The following is a 14,688-nucleotide window of genomic DNA, read 5'->3' as shown; positions in this document are numbered from 1 at the left end:
GACCGGCTGCGCGATCTTCCCGCCCCTCCCCGACAAGGAGACGCAATGCCCACGATGCTCGTGAACGGAATCGCCCTACATTACGACGAGTATGGCGATGGCGCCGACCCTCTCGTCGTGTTGGTGATGGGAACGGGAGGGAAGGGGCAGGTGTGGACGCCGCACCAGGTGCCCGCCCTCGTCGAGGCGGGGTACCGGGTCGTCACCTACGACAACCGGGGCATCAGCCCGGTGCCCGGACAGACTGCCACGTCGTGCCCCGACATCGTCGTCCCAGAGCTCGTTGACGATCTCGCCGCGCTCATCGAGCGCTTCGGCGCCCCGGCGCACGTGATCGGAACCTCGCTCGGAGCGCGGGTCGTGCAGGAGTTGGTCCTCGAGCGCCCCGACCTTGTGTGCCGGGCGGTCGCGATGGGTGGTCACGCACGCATCGACGACGTCGGACAGATGCTCACCCGGGGCGAGCAGGAGTTGTTCGACCAAAAGATCGTGCTGCCGAAAGCGTATAAGGCAGCGGTCGATGCTCTGCTGAACTTATCGCCCGCGACATTGCGAGATGAGACGAAATCCAACGACTGGCTTGCGCTTCTGGAGTACTCCGCGGTTCCGGCGTCGTCGGGTGAGCGTGGCCAACTCGGCGCTTCCGAACGACTCGGAGATCGCGGCGACGCGTACAGGGCGATCACCCGGCCGTTGCTGGTGATCGGTTTTGCCGACGACTTGATGATCCCGGCACACCTCGGACGCGAGCTTGCCGATATCGTCCCGACTGCCCGGTATGTCGAGGTGCCCGACACGGGACACTACGGCTATCTCGAGCAGCCCGAAGCGGTGAACCGGCTCATCCTCGACTTTCTCGCCGAGCCCGAGGGGTCGGCCGTCGGGTGACAGCGATGAATGAAGTGAAGACTCGGTCGGATGCGGTGGGCATGCTACCCGATGTGGTCGACATCATCGGTATCGGCTTCGGACCGGCCAACCTGAGCCTGGCAATCGCCATTGAAGAGCGCAACGGCGCCCGGCCTGCCGCCGACCGTGTGACCGCCCGCTTCGTAGAGGCCCAGCCGAGGTTCGGATGGCACGACGGCATGCTGCTGCCGGGCACGACCATGCAGATCAGTTTCCTCAAGGACCTCGCGACCATGCGCTCGCCCACCAGCTCGTATAGCTTTCTGAACTACCTGCACGAGCGCGGGCGCCTGAGCGACTTCATCAACCTGAAGAGCTTCTTCCCCACCCGGCTCGAGTTCCGCGACTATCTGGCGTGGGCGGCCGCGCGTGTGAACGTGCCAGTCTCCTACGGGGCGAGGGCCACCCGCGTCGACCACGACGGTGCGGCCTTCACCGTCATGGTGTCGGGCGGCGGCGGCGGACGCGAGGCGGTCCGGGCGCGGTCGGTCGTTGTCGCGACCGGGCTGCGCCCCGTGCTCCCGGACGGGATCGAGGCCGGCCCTCGGGTGTTCCACAACCACGGTCTGCTCAGCAGCCTCGACCGGCTCCCCTCCACGCCGCACGGCCGGTTCCTCGTCGTGGGCGCTGGGCAGAGCGCCGCAGAGGTTGCCGCCTACCTGCATGACACCTACCCGGCAGCGGAGGTACACGCCTCCATCCGCAGCTTCGGCTATGTGCCCTCCGACAACACCCCGTATGCGAACCGCATCTTCGACCCCGCCTCCGTCGGGGAGTACTACACCGCTCCGCCCGACGTCAAACAGCAGCTGCTGCGGCGGCACTGGTCGACGAACTACGCCGCTGTCGACGCCGAGCTCATCGACGACCTCTACCGACGGGAGTACGACGAGAAGCTGCGCGGCGTGCGGCGCCTGTTCGTGCACCGCGTCACCGAGGTCGAAAGCCTGCGCGAGGGCCCGGGGGGTGTCGTCGTCGCGCTGCGCGACCTCGGGGCCCGTGCGCGCACGCCGCTCGAGGTCGACGCGGTGGTCTTCGCCACCGGCTTCCGCCCGTCAGACCCGCACGGCCTGCTCGGCGACGGCATCGACCTCGAGGCCGCGCTCGACGGGGACGAGCCGCTCGTGGCGCGCGACTACAGCCTGCGTGTGCCGGGGCTGGAGGGCCGCATCTTCCTCAGCGGGGGTGTCCAGCACAGCCACGGCCTCAGCTCGTCGCTGCTGTCGACCCTGGCCGTGCGCGCCGGCGAGATTCTCGAGGCCGCGGTCCCCACGCACAGATCCCACATGGCGACGGGCAGCTGACGGCCCGTCCCACCGGCAGAAGGAGAACACGCGATGGCGAAGAACCCGTTCGACGACGAGGATGGCACGTTCTACGCGCTCATCAACCATGAGGAGCAGTACTCGCTCTGGCCCACGTTCAAGCCGGTGCCCGGCGGCTGGACCATCGTCTACGGCGAGCCGGACGGCAGACCCAGGCAGGAGGTGCTCGACTGGATCGACCAGACTTGGACCGACCTGAGGCCCAAGTCGCTGCGCGACTTCATTGCCAGCCACGAAGTCGCGAGAGCTGCCACAGGCGAGTAACGCACGGCGGTGTGCGGCAGTCGGCTGGGAAGGAACGAACCTGATGCTACGCACCGTACTCGGCAGCAAGGTCCAAGCCGATCTGCAGGTGCATCACGAGGCGGCAGCCCTGGACGGGGCGGGCTGAGCGGAGGTCTGGGTGATGGTGCGCAGCAGCGTCGCCATGTCGGCCTTGCCCATCGCGGCGGCGATGGCAGAGGCAGAGAGATGTTGGGTGCGCTCACGGCAGACTCGAGCCACACGGCGTCCGCGGCTCACAAAGCTCGGCGATGATCTGTGCTGCCTCATTGGAGCTTGTCGACGTTGGCGGCGCCCAGGGGGCTGCTGGCGATGAACGCGTGGTTGCCACCCCGCCAGTGGCCATTCCAGCCTGCGCAAACTCAGGGACCGAGCCTCTCACCCGAGCTGAACAGCTCCGCCACCAGCGCAAACGCCGCCGATCAAACCCGACGGTCGAAGCGTCCCCGACGACCGACCGCCACTTCACTGGGGCCGCCACACAGCGATTCAACCAAGACGGACCACCTCTGCCTGGCGACCGCTCCGCTCCGCTCCCTGACAGCTCACCGCAGATAGCCTTGTGTCGGTCGAATGACTTAGGTTAACCTTCCCTCATGACTCAAGTTGCTGTGCTGGGAGCACGCGGGCGCATGGGTGAGGCATCGGTTCGTGCAATCGAGGCCACTTCCGACATGAGCGTGGTCGCCGAGATCGATGTCGATGATAACCTGCGAGAGATCGTCGAAAAGAAGGCCGATGTCGTGCTCGTGTTCTCCCCGCCGGGCGTGGCACACGAGCAGGTCCAATGGTGCATCGAGCAGGGGATTCACGTCGTGGTGGGAACATCCGGCTTCGATGAAGACGCTGTCCAGCAAATTCGCGCCGCACTCATCGAACGTGATGAAGTCAACGTTTTCGTCGTCCCGAACTTCTCGGTGGGCGCGGTGCTCTTGACGCAGTTCGCGGCGAAGGCCGCCCCGCTCTTCGAGTCTGTCGAGATCATCGAGATGCACCATCCCGATAAGGTGGACGCGCCATCGGGTACGGCACAGCACACGGCCGAACTGATCGCTCACGCTCGCGCGAAAGCAGGTTCCGCTCCCTCGCCCGATGCCACCTCTCGCGACCCGCATGGAACGCGCGGCGGGCGGATCGAGGAAGTCAACGTCCACGCGGTGCGTGTACGCGGTTTCATGTCTTCACAAGAGGTGCTGTTCGGATCCGAGGGCGAGATCCTGAGGCTACGTTACGACTCCGTCACACGCGAGTCCCTCATGCCCGGAGTGCTCGCCGCGCTCCGCGCCGTCCCAGGTCTTCCCGGGGTGACGATCGGCCTCGAAACCGTGCTGAGCCTGGGCTGAACACGATTCGACAACGGATGACAGCCTGAACCTCTTGCGTGAACTCGCTCTTCGACGACCGGATCGGCATCGGCAGCTTCACGCGGCGCCGATGCCGCCAGGACACGAGACGCCGACACCCGAGGAAGACCGATGAGCATCCAACCGCTGACCCTTGACGGCGTCGTACCCTATCCGCCAAAGTCCGTGGCCCAGTACCTCACAAAGGGATACTGGCACGATCAGACGCTTCCGGAGTTGCTTTTTGCCGCGGCGGAACGCTATCCAGACAAGCTCGCGGTCATCGACCGCGACACCCGGCTGAGCTATAGGCAACTCACGGATGAAGTCCTGCGTCTCGCGGCCGGTCTGCAGGATCTGGGGCTGGGCCGTGGCGACCGAGTGGTCGTGCATCTGCCCAATACCTACGAGTACATCGCGTTCGTCTTCGCCCTGTGGGAGCTCGGCGTGATTCCCGTGGTCGCGCCCATCGCGCACCGTCGCGCGGAGATCGAACACTTCATCGAGATTGCCGAGGCGCGTACCTACATCACCGTCGCATCGGACAGCGGCACCGATCTCGCTGCGTTGGCTGCCGACCTGAAGGGTCGTTGGGCCCATCTGGAGCACACAGTGATCCTCGATCGCGGCGGCGGCGGCGCCGAGTACGACGCGCTGCTTTCGAAAGGATCGCTCGAGCACGTGCGGCGATGCAGCCCGCAGGACGTCGCGCTGCTGCAGATGTCGGGCGGCACTACGGGCGTTCCGAAGCTGATGCCGCATACTCATCACACGTACGGTTATGCGTTGCGCAGAAGCGTCGGGGAACGGGGCATCACCGAGCGGACGGTGCATCTGCTGGTCATGCCGATCTGTCACAGTATGTCGACGCGTTCGCCCGGCTTCCTCGGCGCGTTCAGCGTGGGCGCAACGATCGTGATCGCGCCGAACGGCAGCCCCGATGCGGCGTTCCCGCTGATCGAGAAGCACCGCGCGAACCGCGTGACGTTGGTGCCCCCGATCCTGCTGGCCTGGCTGAACTCCTCGCTGCGCGACGCCTACGATCTCTCCAGCATGCAGGTGATCATGTGCGGGGGTGCGAAGCTGAGCGAGGAGGTGGCGCGGCGGGTCGAGCCGGAGCTCGGCATGGAGCTGTCTCAGAGCTTCGGGATGGGCGAAGGCCTGGTCGTCAGCAACCCTCCGGACGTCGATCGGGAGACCAGCGTGCGATACCAGGGCCGGCCGGCCTCGGAGGCCGACGAGATCCGGGTCATAGACGACGAGGGAAACGACGTGCCGCCCGGGGCGCCCGGTCACCTGCTGACGCGGGGGCCGTCGGTAATCCGCGGCTACTATCGCAACCCCGAGCAGAATGCCCTGGCGTTCACCAGCGATGGCTTCTACCGCACCGGTGACATAGTCGAGCGGGACGAGCGTGGGTTCATGAGGGTCGTGGGCCGGTCGAAGGACCAGATCAACCGTGGCGGCGAGAAGATCGCGCCGGAGGAGCTGGAGAACGCGTTCCTCGCCCACGGCGGCGTGCACAACGCCTCCGTGATCGGCATCGATGACGAGGTGCTCGGCGAGCGCATCAAGGCGTACCTGATCCCTCGGTCGCCGGAGGACGTGGCCGATCTCACCTTGAGCAAGCTGCGTCGGTTCCTGCAGGAGTGGGGCCTCGCGACATTCAAGCTTCCCGATTTCGTGGAGGTGGTCGACAAGTTCCCGTACACCGCGGTCGGCAAGGTCAGCAAGCGACTGCAGCGCGAGCAGAACTAGGAACGCGTCGAGCGGCATCGCTCAACGTGAGTTGTTCTCGGGTCGGATACGGCAACGAGGTGGTTATGCACAACGCGGATGTTGTTGTGGTCGGCGGGGGTAACGCCGGGTACTGCACGGCTCACGCGGCGGCCGAGCGCGGGCGACGCGTGCTGCTGTTGGAGAAGGCACCGCGGGCGCTGGCCGGGGGGAACAGCTACTACACGCTCGGTGCGACCCGGATGGTGCACGCCGGGCTCGGTGATCTGCTCGAGATCCTTGAGCCCGATGAGCGTCACGCGCGTACAGAAGTTCCGCCGTACTCGGCGGCAGAGTTCCTGGCCGACCTGGACCGGATCACCGAGGGACGTGACGATAAGGAACTTGCCGCGGCTGTCATCGAAGGCTCGCGCGACGCGGTCCGCTGGCTGCACGAACTGGGGCTGCGATTCCGGCTGATGTACGAGCGGCAGGCTCACGAGAACGCCGATGGAACCTTCGTGTTCTGGGGTGGAACGCACGTGTGCAACGTCGACGCGGGCCCTGGGCTGATGTCAGACCATGAACGCGTCGCCTCGCGGCTCGGGGTCGAGATGCGCTACGGTTGCCCGGTCACGGGGCTGATGACCAACGGCGGCTCGGTCGTCGGTGTTCGCGCGGGCGATCAGGAGTTTCCGGCGGAGTCGGTGGTGATCGCCAGCGGCGGTTTTGAGGCGAACGCGCAATGGCGGCAACGCTACCTGGGAGACGGGTGGCAGCACGCGAAGGTGCGTGGCACGCCGTACAACACCGGTGACCTGATCGGCGCGGCCTTGGAGATTGGTGCAGATCGTGGAGGCGACTGGTCAACGTGTCATAGCGTGCCGTGGGACGCGTCATATCCCGAGAACGAGAGCAACCGTATGTTGACGAACCGACTCAGCCGGTACGGCTATCCGCTTGGCATCATTGTCAACGCCTGGGGTCGACGATTCCTCGACGAGGGTGCAGACTTTCGCAACTACACGTACGCGAAGTACGGCAAGGTGATCCTCGAACAGCCGGGTTCGGTGGCGTTTCAGATCTTCGACGCGAACTCGCGATCGATGCTCAACGTGTACGAGTATGAAATGCCCGGGATCATCCCGGTCGTCGCCAACAGCGTCGAAGAGCTCGCCGCAGCCATAGACGTCGACGTCGACGCGTTCGCGCGGACGGTCCGCGATTTCAACTCATCGATCGACACCAGCCGTCCGCTCGATCCAACGATCAAGGACGGCCGCGGCGCGACGGTGGAACCGATCAAGAGTAATTGGGCATCGGCGATAGAGACGCCGCCCTATTATGCATATCCGGTGACGTGTGGAATCAGTTTCACCTTTGGAGGGCTTCGCGGCGACATCAACGGCCGGGTGCTCGATCCGTCAGGTGCGCCCATCCCCGGGCTCTTCGCGTGCGGTGAAGCGCTCGGGGGCCTCTTCAGCGGGAACTACCCGACGGGCGCCGGCCTGACTGCGGGAATGGTGGTCGGGCGACGCACAGGATCGCTCGCCTGAGCCATGATTTCGTCGCAGATCAGCACCCGGGTCGTCATCGTCGGCGCTGGCCCGGTCGGAATGGTGTGCGCACTGGCGCTGAACCGGCAGGGCATCCCGGTCACCGTGCTCGAGTCGGAGCCCGTACCGGTGAAGGATCAGCGCGCCGCGACCATTCATCCGAGCACTCTGGAGATGCTTGACGAATTGGGCATCACCGAGAAGATCACGCCGCACGGCCTGGTTTCGAGCACCTATCGCTTCCACGACCGGCCGACCGGCGAGTTGGTGGCGGAGTTCGATCTCGCCCGACTCAAAGACGAGATCCGGTTTCCCTATGTGCTGCAGTACGAGCAGTACAAACTGACCGCTTCCATCGCCGAGGAATACGCCAACGGATCCGACTTCGACATGCGGTTCTCCCACGCCCTCACCGGCCTCACCGTGGCCGCGAACGGCATCGAGGTGGAGTACGCCTCCCCCGCGGGCACGGGGCGCATGACGGCGGCCTATGTCATCGGCTGCGACGGCGGCCGGTCAACAGTGCGCAAGCTCGCCGGCATCGAGTTCGAAGGGTTCACGTATCCGGAGCGGTTCATCAAGATCGCGACCAGATTCGACTTCAAGACCGTGAAGTCGAATCTGTCACTGCGCAACTACTTCTCCGACCCCTACGAGTGGGCCAACCTGTTCAAGGTGCGCGGGGAGACGCCCGAAGGACTCTGGCGGCTGATCCTGCCGATCGGCCAGAACGAGGACGACACCACCGCACTGTCGGCAGCGCGTGTCGAGCGGCGGCTGCAGAAGTTCTTCCCCAAGGCGGACCCCTACCACGTCGAGTACGCCAGGGTCTACAGGGTCAATCAGCGCGTGGCCGGGACCTTCCATAAAGGCCGCATCTTGCTGGCCGGAGACAGCGCGCACGTCAACAACCCGATCGGCGGCATGGGCATGAACGGCGGCATCCATGATGCCATCAACCTTGCGGAGAAGCTCCCCCAGGTGATCCACGGTCGGGACGGTGACGATCTACTCGACCTCTACAGCCGCCAGCGCCGTCACGCCGCGCTGAACTACGTTCAAGCCCAGACAATCGCCAACAAGCGAATGCTGGAGGAACGCGACCCCGCCGTGCGGCGACAGAACCTCGATCAGTTGCGCTGCACGGCCGAGAACCTCGATAGTGCGCGCGCCTATATGCGCCGCGCGGCCCTGTTCGACAGCCTGCACGACGCCGCCTCCATCACCTGATACTCCAGTGACAGTGGCCGGCATGTGGTCTCTGCATGGAGCGGCGGCGTGGCGTCCGAACGGGTGCGGCCACCGTGTGATTCTCCGTTGTTTGTGAGAACAAACGATGAATCCGCGGTGGCCGCGGAGCGGAGTGTATCCGGTTTGGACGTGGCGGTATGGGAGGCTGGTTTGGAGGAGTTGCTGGTGCGAGTCGATTCGTGTTTCGTGTCGGAGCAGCCGCGGGTGCAGGCGCGGGCGTATGTGGCCGAGTTGTTGTCCCGCGCGGAGCGGAAGAACGGGTGGACCCTCGCGGAGTTCACCGGTCAGGCGGGTCCGCAGAAGATGCAGCGGCTACTGAACGGGTATGTGTGGAACGCTGATCGGGTGCGTGACGTGGTCGCGTCGCATGTGATCGAGAACCTGGCGGGGGAGCGGCGACTGCCCGGCACAGGGCGAGCGCGTCCTGCCCGAACACCGCGGCAAGACGGTCCCGGGCCGTCGTCGATGACGGCATCGTCCACCCGTTGACCCGCTCGCCGTAGCGATGCGCCAACTCGTCGATGTTCAGGGTGTCGGCCAGCCAGTCCGGGGCCACGACCGCGTGGGCCTCCAACGCCGCCCGCACGCTCTCCCTGGCGAGCTCGGTCCGGTTCAGGTCCCGCACCGCGCTGATCACATGGGTGGAATCGGTGCGCGCTCTGCTACCAGCGCCGATCAGGCCCCGCCCACGGCAGGCCTCCACGAGCCGGTCGAAGACCACCCGTTCCAGATCGTGGTCGGACAGCCGGGCCCGGAACCGGGACAGCACCGTCGCGTCGAACCCGGGTATCGGTCAGCTCCGCGCCGAGGGCGCACTTCCAGTCGATCGCACGGACCGCCATACCCGCGGCCTGCCGGTCGGTCAGGTTCTCGGTGAACTGCAGCACCGTGACCAGCGACAACACCGCCGGCGGCAGACCCGGCGCCCCCCTGATCCCGAACGCGCCGGTGAACGGCTCATCAACGAACACCTCGGCGAGGCGATCCCGCAGCCGCATCGCCAACGTCCCCCGCGGAAACGCCGCCCGCGCGACTGTCACAGTCTGCGCCGGGATCTCGGGCAGCCCCTTCGGCTGCAACAACATGTGCCCCACCTCCTGCGGCCAGGGAGGCGGCCCGGACCACAGAAGAGATCATGCCGCACCCACGACACGCAGCCGAATTACGCAGCAGAGTCTTCGTCACGGTCAAAGGCTACGCCCGCGCCCGCGCCTTCGACGAAGCCAGCCTCGCCCGGGACCCCACCCTGGTCACCGCCCATTCCGAGAAGGAACAGGCGAAACCGACGTTCAAGCGCGGGTTCGGGTTCCATCCTCTGTGGGCGTTCATCGACCACGGCCCGGACGGACCGGGGAACCCGCCGCGGTGCTGCTCTGCCGGGGAAACGCCGGCTCGAACACCGCGGCCGACCACATCACCGTGGCCACGGCCGCGCTGGCTCAGCTACCCCGACGGCTGCGCCGTTCCCGCAAGGTCCTGATCCGCACCGACGGCGGCGGAGGTACCACGAGTTCGTCGCCTGGCTGCACCAGCGCCGGGTGGCCTACTCAGTAGGGTTCACCCTCACCGACGGCTACGCCGAAAAGATCGCCGCACTCCCGGAACAGGCCTGGACCCCGGCCTACGACGCCGACGGCCACCCGCCCCGGGGCGTGGGTCGCGGAACTGGCCGGGCTGCCCGACCTGTCCGGCTGGTATGGGGGTCATCCTCCGCCGCGAACGCCCGCACCCCGGCGCCCAGCTACGTATCACCGACGTCGACGACAACCGGATTACCGCGTTCGCGACGAACAGCCCCGAGGCCAGCTCGCCGTCCTGGAACTCCGCCACCGCCGCCGGGCCCGCTGCGAGGACCGGATCCGCGGCGCCAAGGAACACCGGCCTGGCGAACCTGCCCCTGCACGACTGCACGCAGAACCAGATCTGGTGCGCGGTCGTCAGAAAGATCGAGGCTAACTATGGGCGCCAGACTCGCCGATCGGCATTGTCGCCGACTTTGCGCAGCACGTTCTCGAACGCCAGGATCACGGCACGGGTAAATCCGATGACCGTCAGAATAGTGCTGCAGGCCTCCACCCTGTATCGGATCACCGCGCGGTACGCTGCCTCGGTCGGTTCGATCGCCAAGGATTCTGCATCGGCGGAATAGGATCGGCTGATAAGTATCGGCGCGATCGGTATGCCAGCTAGGAGACGCCGACCCGAGCTACTGCCGTAGCGTGCCAATGCGAACTCAGGATCTGGGTGCCAAGTTTCCTGCTCGATAGGCACGGGAACGGTTACCGTCATCGGGCCAAGCGGCCCCAGGGCAGCATCTGGCAGAAGAGGAGCTTCGTGATCTACGACACCGCCGAGTCGCGATCCGTACCCCGTCGCGTGCAGTGCTCGTCGGATGGTCTCGCGCACGGTGGCATCCGTGCGAGAGCCGTCCCAGTGAATGACCTGAGTTCTGTCGGCTGAGTACAGTCCCTCGTCGAGTGAATCCGTGCGCTCGATCAGCTCAATCGGGTTCTCGATCCGATCCATTTTGAGAGCCGCAGCGATATCGGCGACTTCAGTCAAGGTCGCTGCGACGGAGGGCGTTGATAGCATGCTCTTGTTGGCGTTCTCATCAGTGAGCGCGCGAAGGGTCTCCAGTAGCTGGTGCACGGTGTATCGATCGGCCACGGCAGCATGTACCGCAAGAGCAATTAAGGTCTGTGTCGAGCTGCTTGCGTATGCGAGGCCCGACGGCCGTGCATTGGTGACATCAATCATTTGGCTGGCCATCGTCCGAAGATCTGTCAGCTTCGTGGAGGGCGAGGCCCCTGCGACATGCACTCTGGAGAGAGTTGGTGCGATGGTTGTCATAGGGGTTACCCAAGTGAGCCACAGTCGACGACTTACCGTCTGAACCGACATGCGAAGCAGGTCATGTTCTTGAACGAGCGAAGCGTATGCGGCGAGTAGCGCGTCGTGCGATAACGAGACGGGGAGAATGGCGGTCTCGGTCAAGATCCATGAGTTCGGATCGTCGCGCGACTCACGTAGTCTCTCGAGAGTCGGAGAGGCGGGCACAGTGATCATGCTTGTCGAAATCGCCTTGGCCTCGACTTCTTTGATGATCTTCTGGGACAGCTTCGCGACGGTTCGCTGCTCGAAGACGTCCCGCAACGTGAAAGTGTGCTGTCGTTGTGACGCGCGCGCAACAAGACGTATCGCGAGGATGCTGTCACCGCCGAGTCGGAAGAAGTCGTCGTCCACCGACAGGGGTGTGCCCTCGGGGAGGGCGAGTACGTCGCGGAACACCCCGGCCAGGGACAGTTCGGTGTCGGTTTCCGGGGGGCGGCCGCTGCCGGATCCGGCGGTGAGGTCGGGGGCGGGTAGTGCTTTGCGGTCGAGTTTCCCGCTCGGGGTCGTGGGGAGTGTGGCCAGGCGGGTGAACGATGCGGGAACCATGTATTCCGGCAGGAGCGCGTTCGTGTGTTCCCGCAGTGCGTCGGCCAGTACGGCCTGGTCGGCCGGTGCGGACGGGGTGGTAGTGACATAGGCGGCGAGGAACTTCCCTCCGGCGGGGTGATCGAGAGCGGTGACCGCGGCACCCGAGACGGCGGGGTGTCGTTCGAGGACAGCGCGGATCTCGTCGAGTTCGATCCGGAACCCGCGTACCTTGACCTGGTCGTCGGACCGGCCCAGATACTCCAACTCGCCCTGGTCGTTCCACCGGGCCAGGTCCCCGGTCCGATACAACCGCTCGTCCGGGGCACCGAGAGGGTCGGCGACGAACCTCTCCGCTGTCAGCCCCGCCCGGCCCACATACCCTTCCGCCAGCTGCACCCCGCCCAGATACAGCTCACCGGTCACCCCGACCGGCACCGGGCGCAGCCACCCGTCCAGCACCCGCACATAAGAATTCGACACCGGGCGACCGATCGGCGTCGAATCCGCGTCTGCGTTCAGAGCGGCGATGTCGTAGCTGGCGATCTCGACCGCCGCTTCCGTCGGCCCGTACAGGTTGAACAGTTCCGCTCGATCGAACACCTCCCGGGCCCTGATAGCCGCCGCCACCGGCAGCGCTTCCCCCGTGAACGACACCAGCCGCACATCCGGGAAAAACCCTGCCTCTACTCCCGAGTCCAGGAATGCCTGAAGCATCGATGGCACGAAATGCACGCTCGTGACGCGCCTTTTCCGCACCACACCGGCGATATAGCCCGGATCCCCATGTGCGTTGTCACGGGCGACCACGACCACCGCTCCGGTGATCAGCGGGAGGAAGAACTCCGGTACCGACACGTCGAACGTGAATGGCGTCTTCAGTAGCACCCGGTCAGACGACGAGAACCCCAACGCTTCCCGGCCCCAGACAAGCCGGTTCACGACTGCGGCATGGGACAGGGCGATGCCTTTGGGTCGTCCGGTGGTACCGGAAGTAAAGATCACATACGCGGTATCGTCGGGGGTGAGGGGACGCGGCAGCACGGGTGCGTCGGGCGCCCCGTGTTCTATCTGGCCACGAACAGCGTCCTCATCGAGGACCACGGTGACAACGCCCGCGGCCGTGAGCACGCCCGCATGGGCCACCGCCGTCGCACTATCGGTGATGGCCACACGGGCACCGGAGTCCTGGAGGATCGCGGCAATGCGCTCGGCGGGGTATCCCGGGTCGACGGGGACATACGCGGCGCCGGCGCGGAGTACCGCGGCGAGGGAGGTCACCAGGTCCGCCGAGCGCGGCAGGGCCACCGCGACCCGGCCACCCACCCTCACGCCCCGCTCGGTCAGGAGATGGGCCAGAGCGTTCACCCGCGCGTCGAACTGCGCATACACCAACTCCGCACCATCCGCGTCATCCACGACCGCGACCGCCCCGGGAGTACGTGCTACCTGATCCCGGATCAGCGCATCCACCGTCACCGCGGGAACCACCGCCCCCGCACCCACCGACCACACACCCACCGACCCGGCATCGACCGAAGAGGGAGTGATCGTGAGATCCGCGAGTTCGTGGAGTGTCATGCCCGCAGGGCCGCCGAGGAGGTGGCCGAGGAACGCCGTGAACGCCGCTGCGTGCTGGCCGGCCGCGTCTGTCGGCACGAGCGGAGACCGGCCGGAGATATCCATCCGCAGGCCCCGTCCCGGGCTCCCGTAGACGGAGAGATCCAGCGCGCCGGTCGGGCCGGGGTTGATCAGCTCCGTGACCCCCGCGACCTTTCCGAAGACCGGTGTCGTCCTGAACATCTTGATGTTGACCGAGGGCAGCGACAGGTAGGAGAGCTCTCCTCCCTTCCAGAGACGGGCGAGCTGATGATCCTCGATCGCGGAGTTGTCCCGCAGACCCCGGACCTGCGATCCCACCACCGACAGCACCTCGGCGAATGTGGCGCCCGGGCGCAGGGCGGTCGCGACGGGCAGCGCGCGGGCGACCGCGCCCGGCACGCGCAGCGACTCCGGCTCGCCGCGCATCATCGACGGTACCCGCACAGCGAGGTAGTCCTGGTTCCCGGCAAGGGCCGTATACAGCCCCCACGCGGTGATGACGAGATCCGTCCACGTGCTCCTCGCCTGGCGCGCCAGCATACGCAGGCGATCATCGGCCCCCGCCGGAAGCACCACGGGAACAGGCCGGTACGAGAACGAAAACAGATCAGCGGGCGCGCTTCCCATGGGCTCGGAAAACGCGTCGATAGCAAGCACATCACGCCAGTGACCGACGATGCCGGACCCACCCGGCGTCGATGCCGACCCCGCGACGAGATCCTCCAGACGACCAAACCACCTCGGCGGCGCGAGGATTGCATCGACCGCAGCCGAGTACAGCTCCGCGACCCGGCGGATATAGAGAGACGTGCTATACCCGTCAAGCAGGAGATTATTCGTCGTGAACGACCACACCCACCCACCACCGACACGCTTGAACAGCGTCGACGACGTGAGATCCTCAGCCGCCGAAGACTCCCGCGCACTCACCCCGGCGCGAACCACAGACCGGATCTCCTCGTCTGTGAGCACCTCCTCGGGAACCACCGTCGGCAGAGACAGCTTCCCACCGACCGACTGCGAAGGAGCCCCGTCATCGTCATAGATGACCGCCCGCAGCGCCTCCGTCTCCGCGAACGCCCCACTCACCGCGTCGGCGAACGCCCCGGCATTGATGGCCCCGTCAAGCCACACCAGGTCGCACACACAAAACGCAGCAGAACCGGGGAACAACCGCTGCGCCGCCCAGTTCCCGCGCTGAGCAAACGAGAGAGGCAGCCGCTTCCCACCGCTCACCCCCTGATCAGAGGGCACTTCATCCGCAGCCGATGCACTCCCCGCATCCCC

The 14,688-nt window shown here is 66.0% G+C and carries 9 protein-coding genes and 2 pseudogenes; 9 read left to right on the top strand and 2 right to left on the bottom strand.

All coding sequences use genetic code 11. The annotated features are described in order from the left end of the window. Positions 1-45: 45 nt before the first annotated feature. From FRANEAN1_RS14880 to FRANEAN1_RS41020, 8 genes and pseudogenes are all read left to right on the top strand, one after another. Positions 46-888, top strand: a complete 843-nt coding sequence (locus tag FRANEAN1_RS14880) for an alpha/beta hydrolase (protein WP_020460622.1) — start codon at positions 46-48, stop codon at positions 886-888. 41 nt (positions 889-929) lie between these two features. Continuing rightward, the gene (locus tag FRANEAN1_RS14875) at positions 930-2,213 is read left to right on the top strand and encodes a lysine N(6)-hydroxylase/L-ornithine N(5)-oxygenase family protein (protein WP_198145513.1); all 1,284 of its coding nucleotides are present in this window, start codon (positions 930-932) and stop codon (positions 2,211-2,213) included. A 33-nt stretch (positions 2,214-2,246) separates the two neighbouring features. Continuing rightward, positions 2,247-2,498, top strand: coding sequence for an MbtH family protein (locus FRANEAN1_RS14870; protein WP_020460620.1), 252 nt, complete (start codon positions 2,247-2,249; stop codon positions 2,496-2,498). A 614-nt stretch (positions 2,499-3,112) separates the two neighbouring features. Beyond that, positions 3,113-3,859 (top strand): 4-hydroxy-tetrahydrodipicolinate reductase, encoded by a 747-nt coding sequence (gene dapB / locus FRANEAN1_RS14865; protein ID WP_020460619.1) that lies wholly within the window; start codon positions 3,113-3,115, stop codon positions 3,857-3,859. 132 nt (positions 3,860-3,991) lie between these two features. Continuing rightward, entirely contained in the window at positions 3,992-5,617 is a 1,626-nt protein-coding gene (locus tag FRANEAN1_RS14860; RefSeq protein ID WP_020460618.1) for an AMP-binding protein, read from the top strand. A gap of 65 nt (positions 5,618-5,682) precedes the next feature. Further along, positions 5,683-7,131, top strand: coding sequence for an FAD-dependent tricarballylate dehydrogenase TcuA (gene tcuA, locus FRANEAN1_RS14855; RefSeq protein ID WP_020460617.1), 1,449 nt, complete (start codon positions 5,683-5,685; stop codon positions 7,129-7,131). Positions 7,132-7,134: 3 nt separating this feature from the next. Further along, complete coding sequence (locus tag FRANEAN1_RS14850) at positions 7,135-8,361, top strand: FAD-dependent monooxygenase (protein ID WP_020460616.1); 1,227 nt, start codon at positions 7,135-7,137, stop codon at positions 8,359-8,361. 150 nt (positions 8,362-8,511) lie between these two features. After that, positions 8,512-8,766: pseudogene (locus tag FRANEAN1_RS41020) on the top strand (IS701 family transposase); the annotation flags it as partial. A gap of 278 nt (positions 8,767-9,044) precedes the next feature. Here FRANEAN1_RS41020 and FRANEAN1_RS41015 read toward each other — a convergent pair. Then, the gene (locus FRANEAN1_RS41015; protein WP_020460614.1) at positions 9,045-9,467 is read right to left on the bottom strand and encodes a transposase; all 423 of its coding nucleotides are present in this window, start codon (positions 9,465-9,467) and stop codon (positions 9,045-9,047) included. Positions 9,468-9,619: 152 nt separating this feature from the next. Here FRANEAN1_RS41015 and FRANEAN1_RS38785 point away from each other — a divergent pair. Beyond that, positions 9,620-10,321, top strand: a pseudogene (locus FRANEAN1_RS38785) (transposase); the annotation flags it as partial. Positions 10,322-10,338: 17 nt separating this feature from the next. Here FRANEAN1_RS38785 and FRANEAN1_RS14835 read toward each other — a convergent pair. Then, entirely contained in the window at positions 10,339-14,637 is a 4,299-nt protein-coding gene (locus FRANEAN1_RS14835) for a non-ribosomal peptide synthetase (RefSeq protein ID WP_049795667.1), read from the bottom strand. Positions 14,638-14,688 lie beyond the last annotated feature (51 nt).

It is taken from the genome of Parafrankia sp. EAN1pec, from assembly GCF_000018005.1.
Taxonomy (GTDB): Bacteria; Actinomycetota; Actinomycetes; order Frankiales; family Frankiaceae; genus Parafrankia; species Parafrankia soli.
The sequence above is the reverse complement of the archived record's forward strand: the minus strand, read 5'-3'. Positions and strand labels throughout refer to the sequence as shown.

Bases quoted from the DNA above. Each gene is read 5' to 3' on its own strand.
- FRANEAN1_RS14880 (WP_020460622.1), top strand. From the start codon at position 46: ATGCCCACGATGCTCGTGAACGGAATCGCCCTACATTACGACGAGTAT.
- FRANEAN1_RS14875 (WP_198145513.1), top strand. From the start codon at position 930: ATGCTACCCGATGTGGTCGACATCATCGGTATCGGCTTCGGACCGGCC.
- FRANEAN1_RS14870 (WP_020460620.1), top strand. From the start codon at position 2,247: ATGGCGAAGAACCCGTTCGACGACGAGGATGGCACGTTCTACGCGCTC.
- dapB (WP_020460619.1), top strand. From the start codon at position 3,113: ATGACTCAAGTTGCTGTGCTGGGAGCACGCGGGCGCATGGGTGAGGCA.
- FRANEAN1_RS14860 (WP_020460618.1), top strand. From the start codon at position 3,992: ATGAGCATCCAACCGCTGACCCTTGACGGCGTCGTACCCTATCCGCCA.
- tcuA (WP_020460617.1), top strand. From the start codon at position 5,683: ATGCACAACGCGGATGTTGTTGTGGTCGGCGGGGGTAACGCCGGGTAC.
- FRANEAN1_RS14850 (WP_020460616.1), top strand. From the start codon at position 7,135: ATGATTTCGTCGCAGATCAGCACCCGGGTCGTCATCGTCGGCGCTGGC.
- FRANEAN1_RS41015 (WP_020460614.1), bottom strand. From the start codon at position 9,467: ATGTTGTTGCAGCCGAAGGGGCTGCCCGAGATCCCGGCGCAGACTGTG.